Below are 17,313 nucleotides of genomic sequence, written 5' to 3'. Positions count from 1 at the left end.
TATAAAAAAAGTGCCTCATTGACTGAGGCACTTTTGGTTCTATGGTTGATAGTTCAAATAGTCTAGCGCCTCATCATTTATTACAAATGAGAATAATAAAGCTTAGAGGAGTGACCAATTCAAACATGCGGTTGTATTTCGTTTTTTAATGTTGACACAATATTACGTCTGAATTCTGATAGATACAATATTTAATTTCATTTTTTACACAACAAATAGATTTATTATGTATGCTAAATATTTATTAAACAAACTTTATTTTTTAAATATGCCATTTTTCAGATAAAGCTGTAAATTAACTTTTAAGCTTTTGGAAAAATCAGAATATTGTTCCGCCCTTGAGGCATGAAGAATAAAAACTGATTTTTTTTATTTTTTATTCAATCATCTGAATCTATCTCCGTCATTTTTTCAACAAAAACCTTTGTTTGCTAAAGATAAGTCAATGCACATTTAGATATATTATTCCCATATTTACACCACCTAAGGATATTATCTGTATGATCTGTTTTCCCAATGCCAAAATCAATTTAGGCCTACACATCACTTCGAAAAGAAAAGACGGCTATCATGAAATAGAAACATGCATGGTTCCTATTCCTCTGAAGGACGCTTTGGAAATGATAGTGAGCAAAAAAGCAGTTTTCGAAACCTCCGGTTTGGAAATACCTGGAGAAGAGAAGGATAACCTGATTTTGAAGGCTGTCAAATTGCTTCAAAAGGATTTTAACGACCTACCACCTGTACATATTCACCTGCATAAAAATATACCCATGGGTGCCGGTTTGGGAGGAGGTTCAGCAGATGCTGCTTTTGCCTTGACATTAATGAACAGCTTGTTTGAACTCTACTTAGAAGATTGGATCTTAGAGGACTATGCCGCCCAATTGGGTAGTGACTGCCCATTTTTCATCCAAAACACCCCAAAAATTGCAACAGGAAGAGGAGAGATTTTAGAGCCAGTCGATGTAGATATTGAGGGTGACCATTTGGTATTGATCAAACCTCCCATCCATGTCGGCACCAAGGAAGCTTACGCTGGGGTAAAGCCCCAAACACCAAAATTTCAACTTAAAGAAATACTAAGTGACAAAAGCTCCTGGAAAGAAATGCTTGTCAATGATTTCGAGGCGAGTATTTTTCCTCAATATCCAGAAATAGCCAAAATAAAGGCTGAATTGTATGACATGGGCGCCTACTATGCTGCCATGTCAGGTTCAGGTTCGACTGTGTTTGGATTATTTTCAACCAAGCCAGAATCCATCAAGTGGCCTTCAGAATATATTGTTTTTGAGAGTGTTGTATGATTTATATGTATGTTTTTTATTTACAAAAAATACAGTAAATATGACCACTATTACCACTTCACTCCCCGATGACCTCGTGCAAAGGCTTGCTGAGTATGCCAATACCATGGCTATGCCCAAAAATAAACTGATAGAGAAGGCACTCAGTCTCTATCTGGACCATCTGAAAAGAGCCGCTTATGTAAAATCTTACAAAACCGCAGCCGATGATGAGGATATCCTGACTTTGGCAGAAGAAGGCATGCATGCCTACTTCAAACAGCTGGAAGATGAGGCAAGGTGAGATTTGGATTGATTTCATTAAACGTTAAAAAGCGTATTTTTTGAAAAATTTAAGTTACTGTACTACGTAAATTGGTAAGGAATGTTAAACGTTAGAATTGATAAAGAACTAGAAGACAAACTAGACCTCGTAAGCAAAAGAGAGGGCGTGTCAAAATCCAAAATAGTCAAGGATGCTCTAACAAAACATTTGGAGAGTTTAGATCCTGCACTTAGCTCTTTTGAGCTTGGTAGGGACTTATTTGGAGTTGCTGATGGTGATGAAAAACTTTCAGCTGAATATAAAAATAGACTAAAAGAATAGCATTAAAGACGCTAAAAAACACCAACTTTTATAAAACCCCTAAAATTCCCTCTATTAACCAAGGTGTTTTGACTTTTATAAGCTTCTGTGAAGGTCTTTGGGAAGTTAACTTTTCGCTTAGGATTCCATTTAAATTCATAGGCATGAAATTTTCCTGTAAGTTCCTCCACATAATCAATCTCTTGTCGCTGCTTGGTTCTCCAAAAATAGGTTCTCGCCAAGCTCCTAGTGTACGAATTAGCTTTTAAGCGCTCACTGATCAAAAAATTTTCCCACAAAGCCCCTGCATCCTGTCTTGCCGCCATTGGGGTGAAATCCCTGATCACAGCATTCCTGACACCGTTATCATAGAAATATATCTTCTTGGCTGTCTTAATTTCAGTACGGAGATTATTACTGTAAGAGGATAGACTAAAAACCACAAATGCTTTCTCCAAGACATCAATGTAAGAGGCGACAGTTTTTGGATCTGCACCGACGGTTTCTCCCAGTTCCTTATATTTTATTTCATTACCCACTTGGTAAGCCAAGGCCTCTAGGATGTTTCGTATCAATTTGGGCTTTTTTAAGTTTCCGTAAATCAACACATCTTTATATAGATAGCTTTCAGTTAATTCCAAAAGCACTTCCTCTTCATGAGTAGCATCAGTAATAACATCTGGATAAAACCCATACACCAGTCTGTTTTCCAGACTTTGTTCCGCTTTCAGATAGCCCACTTCTTTTTCATATTCCTGCCAAGCGATGGGCCACAGGTGAAAAGTCCACTTTCCTCCCGTAAGGGGTTCTTGGATTTTATCATTGAGTTCAAACGCTGAAGATCCGCTCAGGACTAATTGAATATGCTTGAACTGATCCACGATGATCTTTGACTGCAACCCAATTGCGCTGATACGTTGAGCTTCATCAATATAAACTATTTTATTGTCCGCAATGATGGCTCGCAAAGTCTCCGTATTAGCTTGCTCGAGAATTTCCCTTACGGTAGAATCATCACCATCCAAGTATAAAAACTTTTCCTCCCTACCTCTCAGGATGGTTTCAATTAAGGTAGTTTTCCCAACCTGTCTAGGCCCCAACAATACAATCGCTTTTCCTGAAAAAAACTTTTGTTGTATTGACTCTTGAATGGACCGTTCAAACTTCATTCTATCAATTTTTTTAAAATCTAAATCAAACACAAATTTAAGATCTATTCCCGTAAAGTCATAACTTTGGAGGATTATATTCCTGTAATGTTATAACTTTAAAGGATTATATTCCCATAAAGTTAAATTTATCAAGCTGCATTTAAGTCTATAATTTCAAAAAAAGAGCAAAGGTTCACTCTGAAAATTCTACATAATTCAACTTTAAAATCTTTTAAGGAATTTTTTGAACATTAAGTTATTTTTTTTTTAGAAATTTATTGCTGCTTGAACTTAAGTTATTAACCGAGGTCTGACAAGCTCGGGAGAAGGACTAACTGTATGAATAACACTTTTACAGATAAAAAAATTGTGTTTTTCATGTCTCGGTCAAGGACTCTATTACCACTATCGTCTTCCAATATCAAAAGACACATTTATCAAAATTAATCTGGGAAGGATAGAATAGGTTGTACTATTCTTTAGAGTATTTGAAAGATTCAGAAAGGTGAGTTTTGAATTATTTAGCAGATTGGTAGCATTGAGCTGAAAACGGACCCCTTTATTCTTCCAAGGAGTATAATCGGCATGAAAATCCAGAAAATCAATTTTTATTTCATCCCATGATACAAGTTCATAAGCTAATTTAAGTCTCAGGTTTTCCTTTAGGTTGTATGTGAGTGATCCTTGGTGCTGGAAATTAGAAAATGAAAAATCAGATTTTAAGTTTTCTGAAATTATCCTGGAATCCCTTCTTTTCGATTCCCATCGGAAATTAAACGGCCTATCAAATGCACTTACCCAAAAGAATCCAAAGCTTGTTGAATTGACAGGTTCAATTGGAAGTAAAGTCCCATTTACAGCCCTATTGATCTGATTTTGGGATAAACTACCTCTTATTCCAACTCTTGACTTCACAGGGAACACCATTTTGCTTGTCTCCAAATCAGCTCTATTTTGTGAATTGGATATTGGTGAAGCAAAACCGGTAATATTGAAAAGGAGGTCACCATCATTTTGAAAATCAATAATAAACGGATTATTTTGAATAAAATGACTCCCTGAAACAGCCATTTTCCAATAACTCGTACGGTCAAAAAAATCATAACGCCAGTTCAGCCCCCTCTGCTCAATTATGTTTAGCCTACCGGCAAAATTTACGCTGGAATTTGCACTATTAAATACCCTACCGTTAAAAACCTGTAAAGGTGAGGAAAGTTGATTATGGCTGTAATGCTCTAAAAAGAACTTATGTCTTGAACTGATAGTATGGTTTAATCCTATCTTATAGTTCAGCAGCCAATCCGATTTGGTCTGATTATCACTCCCAGCTTGTCCAATATTATTTTGGAACCACTGTTTTTCACCAAGTAACTTAAGAAAAGTATTTTTTGCCAAAAAAATCCGATCCGAAAAGGAGAAGATTAGTGTATGGTTTTCAAAGTTGATTTGATTCAAAAAACCAGCTTTTTCCATTTCAGATGGATCAGGAGCCTGCTGTTGGGTAAGGTCAGAATTGAGATCGAAAGTTAAATATCCATAATGAAAAAGAAAGCCGTACTGGTGTTTTCCGACTCGCCCGGCAAACTTCCAACTGCTACCAGCTGAAAAAGAAGACGTATTAAAAGACTGAATCAGTTCATATTCTAATTGTTCAGGAAGATTTTCTTCAAATGCTCCTCTTAAGATATCAAGATTTTGGTCAGAAATATTTCGTGAAATAAAAAAATCTGAATGTAGGACAGTACGGTAATTTAACTTTTTCAGATATTCACCTCTAAAATACCCCGTCTGGCCCATTGAGTTCAGATTTTGAAAAACACTGGCCTGTCTATCCTCTGTTTCCAAACTACTGTTTAACACAGAAGATTCTAAACTATTATTTACTCTCAAAGTAAATGTTATTTGGGACAAGCTGTCCAGTTCTATGTCGTGCACAGATCTAAGCTGTAAATTCCGGATTCCTGAATTTCCATTTCCTGTCTCCCTGATATCAAAGGTGCTGTTATCAAGAAAAAAACTATTAAAGTTCTCTAAGGTATTTCTGATCCGGTTCTGCTGAAAAAGCGCATAGGTGTTAGATTTATAATTCTTACTATTTGAGCCATTGAACTGTAAAGCCTGTAATAAGTCGTTATTGATATTGTATCTTCTTTTTGGAAGGTTTGGGATGAAAGGGGTAAACGCATTTAAGGGCAGCTCGGCGGTTAAAAAGTAAGGTTTTATCAATAAGGATTCTGTTGATTCCCATGAAAGAAAATCCTCTGATTCCGCTAAACTTTCCATTCCGGAATTATTAATATCACCAATGTATCCTACTTTTATTTTATCCAATAAAGAAAAGAGAACAGCATTTCCTTCATAATTCTGAGGCAGACCTCCCCCTATTGATCCATTGCCAAAAAGTGAGGCTTTTAATCCTTTTTGAAATTTTAGATTCAAAACAGTTTTATCTGAGTTTTCGATTCCTCTCAATAGTTTTCGATCATTGAAATTTTCGATGGCTTCTATACTTTCAAGTAATCCCGGTGGAATGTTTCTGGATAAAACCTTATAATTTTTCGAAAAAAAATCATCTCCCTCCACCAGGATTTTATCTATAGCCTTACCATTAAAGAAAATAGTCCCATTATCACTGACGGTCATTCCGGGAATTTTTTTCAGGAGCTCTTCCAGATTTCTTTCGAAGCCATCACTGAAAGCTGCTACATCGTAAGTCGTAGTGTCACTTTTTATTCTTATGGGCTCCTGGTATTCTACAGTAAATTGATTGAGTTCTATTTCTTTGGACTGGATTGTAAGTGTCAGAAAACCTCGGTCATCAGTTTTAAAAAAAGCATCCTGATAACCAAGTCTGGAAACTTTTAGAAATAGTTGTAAAGGGAATTCACTTATAAAAAGGAATTCCCCCTGGAAGTTTGTCTGGGTAAAATTTATAATTGTGGAGTCCTGTGGATTGAGAAACATAACCGAAGCAAAAGGTACCGGCTTGGATTTCTCATCAAGGACAATTCCTGTTATCCTGTTATCTGTTTGTCCAAATACCAGGGAGGAGCCGGAAATAAAAAGTAAAAAAACTGAGTATAAAATAAATACAGGCTTAATTTCCACAATATCACTTTTTAAGAGATTTCGCTGATAAATCGATTTGAGGATAGAATCTAATCTCTACTTTTCCGTCATTTTCAAGTGCGACAGATTTCATGTAAGAAATATATTTTTCTTTTTTAGTTAAGTTTTCATTATCAAATTCTGACCTGCTTAGAAGTTTTCCCGAAAAGACAATATTTGTATCAATATGAGGGGTAAATGCATGGGGAATATCCACGCTAGACAAATGGTACATAAAATCCAATGTTGAATCATGGGCTTCAAGGATAAGTCCTGGTAGTCCATTTAATCTCCAAGGTCCAAATGGCACTTGGATTTCAGGGGTAAACCAAGCTTCCCAGTCCCTGCCTAATATTGTTGCTGTGGCCTTAATGCTAGCATATTTCCCAATTATTTTCTTCTCGTCAGTGATTTTCCACTCGATCGGTAAAATCTCCTCTTTAATGTTTGCGAACGTACTTTTATTCCAGAATGACTCTCTGGCATATTGTTCCTGTGTCAAAAAATCCAGAAAAAAAACTGTACCATAAGGGTCAAGATTGTTTCTTGGAACCTCTATCCGTTCAGTTCCATTAGGAGAGGAAATGAATTGGACAACTACCTTATTTTGATCCTGAATATAAAGGGACTTTGAGGCCGAGAAATATAAGGTCGCCTTTTCGATTTCATATTCATTTGGATAACCGTTTTCATTTGGAGGGGATGCGATAGCCAATTTTCCTGAATAGGCACGATAAGTAATTTTACCTTCCTGAGCTAGTATTTGTGATGGGAAAAGACCTATCACAATCGTGAAGATTAGTAATAATATGTAAGTTTTCATGATTCTTGGTTTTGGTTTTCAAAATGAATTAGATAGGTGTTCATATTTGTTTCACCAAAAATCATTTAATTATTCCTGACTAAGCGTTATGCAGTGTTAACCAGTGTTAAATCTTCCGTTAATAGATTTTTTGAATTTATATTAGCATATTATGCAACAGGTGAATTTTAAAAAAATGTGGGTCATGGTATGGCTTGTTGCCTCATTGGCACTGGCCTTACAGCTATTCCGAATTTGGGACACCTATACGTCTCTACAGCAAAAATTTCATAGGGACATCAAAACAGCATTGGATAGAGCTGTCGAGCATTATTATCTAGAATATGGAACCCGGACTATATCCATTAGAACTGATTTTTTTGAAAAGCTAAATGAAATTGACGAGGGTATACCTATTCCAAAGGAACCAAGCAATTCAAAAGTACAACGTCAGGGGAATGAATTAGAGAAAGAGGATTTTACTCAAAACAATCTGGCTGTAGTCAAGGTCTCCAATGACACCGTAAATATGCTGCTGCTCAAAGGTTTTCTTGAAAATGAAATGGACTATTATGGCTTAAAAGGAGTTTACAGTATCAGTCATTCCTTAAGGGGCATAGAATTAAACAAAATAGCAACAGGGAACATTTCAGCCCAAGGATACAACATTACATCGGATACAAGAGAAATACCCTTAAACCATAGGATTGAATTAACTTATCACCCAGATTTTTCTTACATATTCGTTCAAGGAGGAATAGAGATATTGCTGTCAATGGTATTTCTGCTCCTATTTATTTTTGCACTTTGGAAGTTGTATAGTACAGCAAAAAGGCAAAGAGATTTGGTAACTTTGAAAAATGATTTTGTTAATAATTTAAGCCATGAATTTAAAACACCCATTTCAGCTGCAAAAGTTGCAATCGAGGCCGCTCAGAACTTCAACCCTGAAAACAACATAGAAAAAAATAAAAAATACCTCGCAACTGCCGGCAACTATCTCGATCAGGTATCAGATATGATTAACCGATTATTGGAGGCTGCAAGTTTTGAATCTGAAAGTAATGTTTTGGAGAAAATTAAAGTCGATTTGGTGAAACTGGTTGAAGGCATTTTAAAAGAATCTCCATTTGATCATCATTCTAACCGAATTGAATTTTTTAGCAATATTTCTTCTGTTAACATTCAGGCAGATCAATTCCATTTGAAAAGATCACTTGTGAATGTATTGGATAATGCCTTAAAATACGGTGGGCAAAAAATAATCATTAGACTTGAAACAGACCAAAATGAAGTATCCTTGTCCATTTCTGATAATGGTCCTGGCATTGCCAAGGAACAAATTCCTAAAATCTTCGAACAGTTCTACAGAATTCCAGGGGAAAATCTACATCTCATAAAGGGTCATGGGATAGGACTGTTCTTTGCCAAAAAAGTCATTGAGGCACATAATGGTTCAATTGAGTTGAACTTGAAAAACGGATGGACTAATTTTATAATTAAAATACCGAAAGTATCATGAAAGGAAAGATTTTACTGGCAGAAGACGAGATTTCTTTGGGAGAAATCATCAAAGAAAGTCTTGATAGTAGAGGTTTTTTAGTAGAACATGTTGCATGTGGCAAAAAAGCAATCGAGGTTTTCAAGTCGTTCTCACCTGATATTGTCGTTTTGGACATTATGATGCCCCATAAAGATGGATTTGAGGTTTCAAGAGAGATCAGAATGTTGGACCGAAATGTTCCAATAATTTTTCTAACAGCAAAAAACAGAACCCAAGATGTTATAGATGGATTTGAAAACGGGGCCAATGATTTTATAAAGAAGCCTTTCAGCATGGAAGAACTCATAGTTAGGATAAATTCCCATTTACGAATTTCGAAAATCAATTTTGAACAACAGTGGGTATCAATTGGAAAATATAAATTCAATTTTGAACACCAGATTTTGGACCTACATGGGAAAGAAACCACTCTAACCTATAAGGAATCATTACTTTTAAACGAATTGATCAAAAAGCGGAATCAAGTTTTGGACAGGTCTTACATTTTAAATCTTGTCTGGGGGACTGATGATTTTTTCTCCGCAAGAAGCATGGATGTATTTATCACCAAAATCCGAAAATATCTTAAAGATGATCCTTTAATAAAAATTGTTAACATCAGAGGTATTGGATATAAGTTGGTTGTTTGAATTTTATTAAAGGTATTTAAACTTTTAAATCAGCACCGACTCCAAAATAATCAAGGTACCCATATAAAATCCTCCCGTCATTTTCTCGCTTTCCCCAAAATTAGAACAACCTCAATGACCAATTGTATTAGGTTAAGAACAACCGACAAGATTTATACTCGGTCTGGCTAAATTTCCTAATTCACCTTTTGTAATTCACTAAAAGTAAATTACAAAAGGTGAATCAAATTGCAGAATGTTTATTTTATCTTTTCCGGGAGTCAGCAAAGTATCTTAAACGAACTGTTCAGCAGTCCCTCCAGACCATTTTTCAGAAGTGCCACTCCCATTAAAATAGAAAAAATACATAGGCCCGAATATAAGGAATTCATCATCCGCCATTTTAGCTTAGCTGGAAAATCCATACCCGAGCAAATGGTAGATGAAGTGCTGGAATGGACCAAATGCTATACGTACTATGTCCAAATGCTTTGCAATAGGCTATATCAATTGCCTAATAGACAATATTTAAAGGAAGATTGGCTAAAATGCGCCAAGGACATACTTAAGGAACAGGAAGCATTCTTCATCCATTACAGAACTCTTCTGAGCCCACAACAATGGAAGCTTCTTGTCGCCATTGCCAAAACAGGTGAAGTAACAGCACCAACTTCCAAAGATTTTATAGGAAAAAATAACCTTGGCAATCCCTCAACTGTCTTTAAATCTCTGGATGCGCTTAGAGATAAAGAAATGATTATCAAAGCATACGATAAAGATGGTAACACAACCTACGAAGTATATGATGTTTTTTTTGAAAGATGGATACAGGGGCTGTATTAAATACCGAAAGGCTATCAACTATGCAGAAAATGTAAATCAAAAGTGAAGAGAATACAAGAACCAAAAATAGAGTTTTTCTAATCATAGCTAGGGAGAGATACTGGAAGCTTATTTTAAAAATATTACCTAACATTAGGCATTACTAGGTTTTGGGATTGTGAATATGTATGGTTTTTGTTAATAAAACCATAAATATATCCCTTAAGCCCTCAACAGGTTATTTCCCTTTGCCTTTCTTTTAAGGTAATAATTGTATGCCGGATAAATCAGCACCGACACCAAAATGATCAAAGTACCCAAATAAAATCCTCCGGTCATTTTTTCCTTCTCCCCAAAAATCAATACAGCCAGAATGATCCCATAAACAGGTTCCAGGTTGATGGTCAGGTTGACTGCAAAAGCTGTAATCCTACGCATCAGTTCTACGGATACAGAAAAAGCATAAACCGTACAAATACCACTAAGAATCAACAACCAAAACCAATCCATCATATCAGGCTGCATTAAGAGTCCCTCAGGAGCAAAAAAATAACCATAGAAGGGCAGCAGAAATGCCGAAAAAAGAAAAGCCCCAAACATTTCATAAAATGTCAACACATAGGGACTGTGACGCTTGGCAAAGCGCCCATTAATAACAGTGAATACCGCGCTCAAAAAAGCAGAACCGATGGCCATTACCAAACCCAGCCAATAATCCAATTCAAACCTGAAAATCACATATAGTCCTGCGATCACCATCAATCCCAAAAAAATTTCAAAAGGCTTTATCTTTTTTTTATTGGCGAGCGGTTCTAGGAATGCGGTCCACAAAGAAGTAGTGGCCATCCCGGCCAGGCAAACGGAGGCAGTGGATACCCTGGCCGCCCCAAAAAACAGCAACCAATGAAGGGAAATGATAAAACCAGTTCCAATGATTTTACCCAACTCCTTTCGGGGAAGACGGATGGAAGTTTTTCTCCAAAAGAAAATCAATCCCAAGATTATCGTGGCCAGAAGTGTCCTATAAAATACAATCTCCAAAGACCCGATACTGATCAAGAGGCCTAAAATAGCGGTGAAACCCCAAATCAATACTATGAAATGAAGCATCAAATAATCTTTGACAGTGGAGTCAGGTTGCATATTATCTTGGAACAGTCTTATATAGTACCAAACCTGTGATGGCGAAAACGATATTCGGAATCCAAACAGACAAAAGCGGGTAGGCAGTGCCTGCCTCCGCAAAAGTTCTGGAAAGCAAAAACATCAAAATATAAATGAAAGCCAAAAGGAAACCCAATGCAATCTGAAAACCTGATCCCCCTCTTGTTTTTCGGGAAGAAACGATGACACCAATAAAAGTCAGGATTACCGCAGCAAATGGAGACATAAACCTGACATACTTTTCTATCCGATAGTAATTGACGTTATCTGCTCCCCTATCTTCCAATATCTTGATCTGCCTATTGAGATCAGGTAACTTCAAGGTCTCGTGGTGGTTGACCGGCAGATCGAAGTCATTGGGTGTTATGGAAAGCAAAGTATCCAGTGACTCCCCTACAGTATATTCCTCTCCCCAGTCATGCAGTTCTCTCAACCTCCAGTTTTTGATGGACCAGGAGTTGATGGCAGTATCCCATACAATACGGTCTGCTGAAAGTTTGGCCATCAACTGTCCATCCCTAATCTGTTCCAGGGTGAAATTGTATCCTGTATTTCCTGAAGAGTAATACCTGGAAATGTAGGCGTACACATCAGGGGCAACTTTAATATGTATGTTGTTTTCCGTGTAAAATTTACTCTCCTCCATCCATCTGGATTTAAACTCGGTAACTCCTGCTGTAGCTCCGGGCAATACCCATCCATTCAAAAGGAAAGCTGCTATACCAATCATAGAGGCCCCAATAAAATAGGGTACAAGGAGCCTTACAAAGCTAACACCACTACTCAAAATGGCAATAATTTCTGTCCTACCTGCCATTTTTGAGGTAATAAAGATTACAGAAATAAACACTGTTATGGGCGTAAGGAGGTTGTTCAGGTAGAGACCGTAATTTCCCAAATAGATAAGAATATCCTTTGCGGGGACCTTATTGCGGATAAAGGCATCATTCTTCTCGGTAAAATCCAGTACCAAGACAATCAAAATCAACATCAAGACCACAAAGAAATAGGTCTTGAGAAAATCCTTGATGATGAGTTTATCCAGTATTTTCATATCAGAGTCTGCGGCTAACTTTTTCTACCATCTGGTTTTTCCAAACAGCAAAATCTCCTGCAATAATATGTTCCCTAGCCTGACCTACCAACCATATGTAGAAACTTAAATTATGAATACTCGCAATCTGCGCTGCCAGAATTTCCTTGGCTATGGTAAGATGCCTTAGGTAGGCTTTGGAATAAAACGAACTGACATAGGAATTGATATGTGGATCAATAGCACTGAAATCATCCTTCCATTTTTCATTCCTGATGTTGATAATCCCCTCTGAGGTAAACAACATGCCATTTCGGGCATTTCTGGTGGGCATCACACAATCAAACATGTCAACACCTAATGCAATCCCTTCCAATATATTGGCAGGCGTACCCACGCCCATGAGGTACCTGGGCTTATCTTTTGGAAGGATATCGGTTACCATGTCGGTCATGGCATACATTTCCTCCACTGGTTCACCTACTGATAAACCGCCTATGGCATTGCCTTCTCTATCACAAGAAGCCACAAACTCTGCAGATTGTTTCCTTAATTCCGGAAATACAGAACCCTGTACGATAGGAAAAAGTGTCTGGCTGTATCCATATTTTCCTTCTGTACTATCAAATCTATCGATGCAACGTTTCAGCCAGCGATGGGTGAGTTCCATGGATTTTCTAGCATATCCAAAATCACAGGGATAAGGCGGGCATTCATCAAAGGCCATGATGATATCTGCACCTATGATCCTTTGGATATCCATTACCCGCTCCGGGCTGAACAAATGCTTGGAACCATCTATGTGGGATTTGAAAACCGCACCCTCCTCGGTCAGCTTACAGTTTTCTGCCAAAGAGAACACCTGATACCCCCCACTATCTGTTAAAATGGGCTTAGACCAACCATTGAATTTATGCAGTCCCCCAGCTTTTTCCAGAATATCCAAGCCTGGCCTAAGGTACAGGTGATAGGTATTCCCCAAAATAATCTGTGCTTTGACATCATACATCAATTCACGCTGATGCACCGCTTTGACAGAACCAGCTGTACCTACAGGCATAAAAATAGGAGTTTGAATATCCCCATGGTCCGTTTTTATGGTGCCTGCCCTGGCTTTACTCTTGCTATCAGTATGTTCTAATTTGAATTTCATCTTAAATATTTGATGGATAAGGCTTTCTTTCCATTTTCCTTAAAGCGATTTGAATCCGGAGACAAAAATATAAGCTTATTCTTAATCCATCCTCAATTTGATTTTATATTTGCGCCCGTAAAGGTAAGGGAATGGTTACAGAAATTCTATTGGTGTTTTTTTTGGTTGCGCTTGGGATACAGCTTTTTTATATCCTTGTCATTTTTGGCCGCATGTCATTTTGGTACAAAAAGAAAAACCAATCCTCAGATTCCCAAAGTGAAGGCGTAACGGTCATTGTGGCTGCCCATAATGAAAAAGACAATCTTAAAAAGCTGATCCCCATTCTTTGCAGTCAGGATTATCCAGATTATGATGTTTTGGTTATCAATGACCGATCTTGGGACGGCACAAGGGGACTTTTGGAAGAAATGATGTCCCAATACCCAAAACTGCGTACCGTTACCGTGGAATATACCCCCAACCACGTAACAGCCAAAAAATATGCACTCACGCTGGGCATTAAAGTAGCCAAAAACGATGTGCTTTTGCTTACAGATGCTGATTGCATTCCAAAAAGTGATCAATGGATCCGCTTGATGACCAAGCCTGTGCGCAATGAAGGAAAAACCTTTGCTTTGGGGTTTTCACAGTACAACCATGGCAAAGGTTTTCTCAACAAATGGATTCAGTTTGAAACCCTTTGGACAGGTCTCCAATACCTATCTTTTGCTGTTTGGAAGTCTCCATTCATGGGAGTGGGAAGAAATCTTTGCTACAGAAGGAATTTTTTCATGGAGAAAAAAGCCTTTAAAGGCTTATGGCACATCACAGGTGGCGATGATGACCTTTTTGTAAACCTATATGCCAAGGGTAAAAATACTGCAGTAGTAATCGATCCTGACAGCATAACCCTTTCAGAACCAAAGAACACCTGGAAATCATACTTTCTGCAAAAGAAAAGACATTTCCACGCAGGAAAATATTACAGAGTTGGTGACAAACAAAAAATAGGCATTTATGCCTTTACCCACCTGCTTTTTTGGGTTTCTTCAATTTCTTTATTAATTATTTGGGGTTCGGAGCAAAATTGGGAACATTTTGGAATCATTTTAGGTATAATTATTGTTCGATCCATACTGCTCACATCAGTATTCACATCAGCAAGAAAAAAACTGGAAGGGAAGACCAATGTTTTTTGGACAGGTTTATTCGACTTGATGTATGTGGGGTATTTTTGGATTATTGGCGCATTAGGATACCAATCAAAAAAAGTTAGATGGAAGTAAACGAAAGAGGATTTTCAAATAAGGCATTAGAAGATTTTGATCTCATTGACAGGGCTGTTCTTGAAAAGGACCAGCAAGCATTTGCCACTTTGATGAAGCGCTACAAAAAGGCGGTTTACTTCATGATCTTGAAAATGATCAGGGATGCGGATGATGCCGAAGACCTGACCATGGAAGCCTTTGCAAAAGCTTTTAAAAACCTCCATAAATTTAAAAAGGACTATACCTTCTCCACCTGGCTTTTCAGAATTGCTACCAATAATACGATTGATTTTATTCGTAAAAAGAAGCTCAAGACCATGAGTTTAAATACTACCATGAGCGATGACAGCGGAAATTCCGTTACCATTGACGTGGAAGATGATGACAACAATCCCCAGGATGAATTTATCAAATCCCAGAGGATTGAAATGGTTAGGGTTTTTGTCGATAAACTTCCCGCAAAGTACCGCAAGCTGGTTCAGTTGCGCTATTTTGATGAACTTTCTTATGAAGAGATTGCCCAAGAACTGGAAAAGCCTTTGGGTACTGTCAAGGCACAGTTACACCGATCAAGGGAATTGCTCTATGAAATAGCCCAAGGGAAGGAGCGTCACATATAATCAGACAAACAACTTTTTATCCCGAATATAATCCTCTACAGGCTGAGGTAGTAAATATTTCACCGAATGTCCGTTTTTAATAGATTCCCTTATAAAAGTGGCTGAAATATCCATTAGGGGTGCCTCTACAAATTTCACATTCGGGTGACTGAATTCCGGATGTGATCCAGGCCTGGGATAAACATAAAGTCCAAAATATTCCAGGATCTGTTCATAATTTTTCCACTTGCAGAAATGCGTAAGGTTATCCCCACCAATAATCAGTTTGAATTGGTGTTGGGGATACTTGTCTGCAAGAACGGTAAGTGTATCGATAGTATAACTGGGACGGGGCATATGGAACTCCACATCGCTAGCCCTAAAATAGAAATGATCGGCGATGGCGAGCTCTACCATTTTTAGCCGATCAAATTCATGAAGTAATGACTTTTGCTTTTTGAAGGGGTTTTGAGGACTCACTACAAACCAAATTTCATCAAGGTCTGTGTTATCCTGCATCACATTGGCAATGATTAAATGTCCAATATGAATAGGATTAAAAGATCCGAAAAAACATCCTATTTTCAAAGCTAATTAGGGATTATTTGGAAAGGAAAGCAGCAACCATTTGTTCAGCCTCTTCAAAAGAATGCTGTATATTATCATTGACAATCACTGCGTCAAATTTATCAGCAAATGTCATTTCAAACTTGGCTTTATATAACCTTCTAGAAAGACTTTCTTCTGATTCTGTCCCCCTATCTTTCAACCTTTCCTGAAGCACTTCCATAGAGGGCACTTTTACAAAAATCGCCAAGGCCTTATCTCCAAAATATCTTTTAAGATTTAGTCCACCTTTTACATCTACATCAAAAATAACATGCTTCCCATTATCCCAAAGGCGTTGGATTTCCTCTTTCAAGGTACCATAAAAATTCCCCTCATATACCTCTTCCCACTCAATAAATTCATTTTCATCTATTTTCTGCTTGAATTCTTCCGGAGAGAGGAAATAGTAATCTTTCCCATTTTGCTCTGTTCTCCCTCTTTTATCACGAGTAGAGGCAGAGATGGAGAACCCTAAGTTCGGAAATTTCCCTAAAAGGTGCTTAACGATGGTTGTTTTCCCAGACCCAGAAGGAGCTGAAAAAATAATGGCTTTACCTGAAGGCATGGGTTTTTATTTAACTTCTTGAACCTTTTTGCGGATGTTTTCGAAGAGATCCTGGGGTGTAATTTGCTGACAACACTTGGTTTTCAGCAATTCTTTGATTGCCATTTCCAAATGAAAGTACCTATAACAGGGATCACATTTTTCCAGCTTTTCTTTCAGTATCTTATCACTTTCCGGGATATTTTCTCCATCCAAGATACTTTCTAAAAGCTGGAAACATTTCTGCTGCTCGGCACAATTTACTTTCCGTTCTCCAGCTGATGATAAGTTTTTATCCATTGTATGCTAAATAAGTAATTATTTCCTCACTATCAATCCTCTTTAAAAAGCATTGATCTATTCTTCTTCATCCGTATTATAACCCATGTTCTGAGCATAGGAACGTAATTTCTCTTTCAATAAGTTCCTAGCCCTGTGCAACCTTGATCTAACTGTACCGATAGGAATATCCAAAATCTTGGCCATTTCCTCATAGGTAAACCCTTCCAAATCACATAAAATGATGACTGTCCTAAAGTCCACTGCCAAGCTATTTAAAGCATTGGAAATCTCATCCCCCAACATGTCTTTTACCGCATCCACGCGAAGATCAGTAGTCCCGCTATAATCAACATCATCCGAGTTGTAATAAGTTTCAACTTCCTGATAATCAACTTTAGCAGGCTGCTTACTTTTTTTTCTGTAGTCGTTAATGAAGGAGTTTTTGAGAATCCTAAAAAGCCAGGCTTTGGCATTGGTACCTTGCTCAAATGAATTGATAAAACGATAGGCTTTAAGGTAAGTATCCTGCACCAGATCCTTAGCATCATCCTCATCAAAAGTCAAACGGTAGGCAAAATTGTACATGGAATCTATGTGAGGCATAAATTCCTGATCAAATATATGGTTCTTTTCCTTATCGGAATATTTTTTGCGCTGCACTTCTGACATAAGCTCCAAAAGTAATCAATGGCTAAATTTATCACTAATTTTTTTCAATAAAGTCAGGGCTTTTAGCTTATTTTGAATGCTTT

18 protein-coding genes are annotated in these 17,313 nt (G+C 37.5%); 8 read left to right on the top strand and 10 right to left on the bottom strand.

Annotated elements, in window-relative coordinates:
* Positions 1-500 precede the first annotated feature (500 nt).
* The 3 genes from ispE (at position 501) to B879_RS06655 (ending at position 1,893) form a co-directional block, all read left to right on the top strand.
* The gene (gene ispE, locus B879_RS06665; RefSeq protein WP_009184393.1) at positions 501-1,307 is read left to right on the top strand and encodes a 4-(cytidine 5'-diphospho)-2-C-methyl-D-erythritol kinase; all 807 of its coding nucleotides are present in this window, start codon (positions 501-503) and stop codon (positions 1,305-1,307) included.
* 40 nt (positions 1,308-1,347) lie between these two features.
* Entirely contained in the window at positions 1,348-1,590 is a 243-nt protein-coding gene (locus B879_RS06660; RefSeq protein WP_009184392.1) for a ribbon-helix-helix domain-containing protein, read from the top strand.
* Between the two features lie 81 nt (positions 1,591-1,671).
* Positions 1,672-1,893 (top strand): ribbon-helix-helix protein, CopG family, encoded by a 222-nt coding sequence (locus B879_RS06655; RefSeq protein ID WP_009184391.1) that lies wholly within the window; start codon positions 1,672-1,674, stop codon positions 1,891-1,893.
* An 11-nt stretch (positions 1,894-1,904) separates the two neighbouring features.
* Here the strand turns inward: B879_RS06655 and B879_RS06650 are convergent, their stop codons facing one another.
* From B879_RS06650 to B879_RS06640, 3 genes are all read right to left on the bottom strand, one after another.
* The gene (locus tag B879_RS06650) at positions 1,905-3,041 is read right to left on the bottom strand and encodes an ATP-binding protein (protein ID WP_009184390.1); all 1,137 of its coding nucleotides are present in this window, start codon (positions 3,039-3,041) and stop codon (positions 1,905-1,907) included.
* Positions 3,042-3,428: 387 nt separating this feature from the next.
* The gene (locus tag B879_RS06645) at positions 3,429-6,131 is read right to left on the bottom strand and encodes a peptidase associated/transthyretin-like domain-containing protein (RefSeq protein WP_009184389.1); all 2,703 of its coding nucleotides are present in this window, start codon (positions 6,129-6,131) and stop codon (positions 3,429-3,431) included.
* A gap of 4 nt (positions 6,132-6,135) precedes the next feature.
* Positions 6,136-6,954 carry a GLPGLI family protein gene (locus B879_RS06640; protein WP_009184388.1) on the bottom strand — a complete coding sequence of 273 codons (819 nt, stop codon included), beginning with the start codon at positions 6,952-6,954 and terminating at the stop codon, positions 6,136-6,138.
* A 184-nt stretch (positions 6,955-7,138) separates the two neighbouring features.
* Here B879_RS06640 and B879_RS06635 point away from each other — a divergent pair, with 184 nt between their 5' ends.
* The 3 genes from B879_RS06635 (at position 7,139) to B879_RS06625 (ending at position 9,948) form a co-directional block, all read left to right on the top strand.
* Complete coding sequence (locus B879_RS06635) at positions 7,139-8,455, top strand: sensor histidine kinase (RefSeq protein WP_009184387.1); 1,317 nt, start codon at positions 7,139-7,141, stop codon at positions 8,453-8,455.
* Complete coding sequence (locus B879_RS06630) at positions 8,452-9,126, top strand: response regulator transcription factor (protein WP_009184386.1); 675 nt, start codon at positions 8,452-8,454, stop codon at positions 9,124-9,126. Before B879_RS06635 ends, B879_RS06630 begins: the two co-directional genes overlap by 4 nt.
* Before the next feature lie 228 nt (positions 9,127-9,354).
* Positions 9,355-9,948: an ATP-binding protein gene (locus B879_RS06625; protein WP_009184385.1), complete on the top strand. Its 594-nt coding sequence runs from the start codon at positions 9,355-9,357 to the stop codon at positions 9,946-9,948.
* 201 nt (positions 9,949-10,149) lie between these two features.
* On the opposite strand, the gene B879_RS06620 is transcribed toward B879_RS06625, so the two are convergent.
* Genes B879_RS06620 through tgt form a run of 3 tightly spaced genes read right to left on the bottom strand, consistent with a single transcriptional unit; the run spans position 10,150 to position 13,277 of the window.
* A complete protein-coding gene (locus B879_RS06620) occupies positions 10,150-11,070 on the bottom strand; it encodes a DMT family transporter (RefSeq protein WP_009184384.1) in 921 nt (306 codons plus the stop codon).
* Position 11,071: 1 nt separating this feature from the next.
* Complete coding sequence (locus B879_RS06615; RefSeq protein WP_009184383.1) at positions 11,072-12,145, bottom strand: LptF/LptG family permease; 1,074 nt, start codon at positions 12,143-12,145, stop codon at positions 11,072-11,074.
* A 1-nt stretch (position 12,146) separates the two neighbouring features.
* Positions 12,147-13,277, bottom strand: coding sequence for a tRNA guanosine(34) transglycosylase Tgt (gene tgt, locus B879_RS06610; RefSeq protein ID WP_009184382.1), 1,131 nt, complete (start codon positions 13,275-13,277; stop codon positions 12,147-12,149).
* Between the two features lie 131 nt (positions 13,278-13,408).
* Between tgt and B879_RS06605 the strand changes: the two genes are divergently transcribed.
* Positions 13,409-14,545 (top strand): glycosyltransferase, encoded by a 1,137-nt coding sequence (locus B879_RS06605; RefSeq protein WP_009184381.1) that lies wholly within the window; start codon positions 13,409-13,411, stop codon positions 14,543-14,545.
* On the top strand, positions 14,536-15,147 hold the full coding sequence (locus B879_RS06600) for an RNA polymerase sigma factor (protein WP_009184380.1): 612 nt from the start codon (positions 14,536-14,538) through the stop codon (positions 15,145-15,147). Before B879_RS06605 ends, B879_RS06600 begins: the two co-directional genes overlap by 10 nt.
* Here the strand turns inward: B879_RS06600 and nadD are convergent, their stop codons facing one another.
* From nadD to B879_RS06580, 4 genes are read right to left on the bottom strand one after another with little or no spacing between them, the layout of a single operon-like run.
* A complete protein-coding gene (gene nadD, locus B879_RS06595; RefSeq protein WP_040400337.1) occupies positions 15,148-15,714 on the bottom strand; it encodes a nicotinate (nicotinamide) nucleotide adenylyltransferase in 567 nt (188 codons plus the stop codon).
* A gap of 13 nt (positions 15,715-15,727) precedes the next feature.
* On the bottom strand, positions 15,728-16,300 hold the full coding sequence (gmk, locus tag B879_RS06590) for a guanylate kinase (protein ID WP_009184378.1): 573 nt from the start codon (positions 16,298-16,300) through the stop codon (positions 15,728-15,730).
* Between the two features lie 6 nt (positions 16,301-16,306).
* Positions 16,307-16,579: an anti-sigma factor gene (locus B879_RS06585; RefSeq protein WP_009184377.1), complete on the bottom strand. Its 273-nt coding sequence runs from the start codon at positions 16,577-16,579 to the stop codon at positions 16,307-16,309.
* Positions 16,580-16,636: 57 nt separating this feature from the next.
* Entirely contained in the window at positions 16,637-17,230 is a 594-nt protein-coding gene (locus B879_RS06580) for a sigma-70 family RNA polymerase sigma factor (protein ID WP_009184376.1), read from the bottom strand.
* Between the last annotated feature and the right edge of the window lie 83 nt (positions 17,231-17,313).

Origin of the sequence: Cecembia lonarensis LW9 (assembly GCF_000298295.1) — a bacterium.
Lineage (GTDB): Bacteria > Bacteroidota > Bacteroidia > Cytophagales > Cyclobacteriaceae > Cecembia > Cecembia lonarensis.
This window is presented reverse-complemented; position numbering and strand designations above follow the sequence as displayed.

Excerpts from the sequence above, each read along its gene's own strand:
- B879_RS06615 (WP_009184383.1), bottom strand. The coding sequence starts at position 12,145 with ATGAAAATACTGGATAAACTCATCATCAAGGATTTTCTCAAGACCTAT.
- B879_RS06655 (WP_009184391.1), top strand. The coding sequence starts at position 1,672 with ATGTTAAACGTTAGAATTGATAAAGAACTAGAAGACAAACTAGACCTC.
- tgt (WP_009184382.1), bottom strand. The coding sequence starts at position 13,277 with ATGAAATTCAAATTAGAACATACTGATAGCAAGAGTAAAGCCAGGGCA.
- B879_RS06660 (WP_009184392.1), top strand. The coding sequence starts at position 1,348 with ATGACCACTATTACCACTTCACTCCCCGATGACCTCGTGCAAAGGCTT.
- B879_RS06635 (WP_009184387.1), top strand. The coding sequence starts at position 7,139 with ATGGTATGGCTTGTTGCCTCATTGGCACTGGCCTTACAGCTATTCCGA.
- B879_RS06620 (WP_009184384.1), bottom strand. The coding sequence starts at position 11,070 with ATGCAACCTGACTCCACTGTCAAAGATTATTTGATGCTTCATTTCATA.
- B879_RS06650 (WP_009184390.1), bottom strand. The coding sequence starts at position 3,041 with ATGAAGTTTGAACGGTCCATTCAAGAGTCAATACAACAAAAGTTTTTT.
- gmk (WP_009184378.1), bottom strand. The coding sequence starts at position 16,300 with ATGCCTTCAGGTAAAGCCATTATTTTTTCAGCTCCTTCTGGGTCTGGG.
- B879_RS06605 (WP_009184381.1), top strand. The coding sequence starts at position 13,409 with ATGGTTACAGAAATTCTATTGGTGTTTTTTTTGGTTGCGCTTGGGATA.
- B879_RS06630 (WP_009184386.1), top strand. The coding sequence starts at position 8,452 with ATGAAAGGAAAGATTTTACTGGCAGAAGACGAGATTTCTTTGGGAGAA.
- ispE (WP_009184393.1), top strand. The coding sequence starts at position 501 with ATGATCTGTTTTCCCAATGCCAAAATCAATTTAGGCCTACACATCACT.
- B879_RS06585 (WP_009184377.1), bottom strand. The coding sequence starts at position 16,579 with ATGGATAAAAACTTATCATCAGCTGGAGAACGGAAAGTAAATTGTGCC.
- B879_RS06580 (WP_009184376.1), bottom strand. The coding sequence starts at position 17,230 with ATGTCAGAAGTGCAGCGCAAAAAATATTCCGATAAGGAAAAGAACCAT.
- B879_RS06600 (WP_009184380.1), top strand. The coding sequence starts at position 14,536 with ATGGAAGTAAACGAAAGAGGATTTTCAAATAAGGCATTAGAAGATTTT.
- B879_RS06640 (WP_009184388.1), bottom strand. The coding sequence starts at position 6,954 with ATGAAAACTTACATATTATTACTAATCTTCACGATTGTGATAGGTCTT.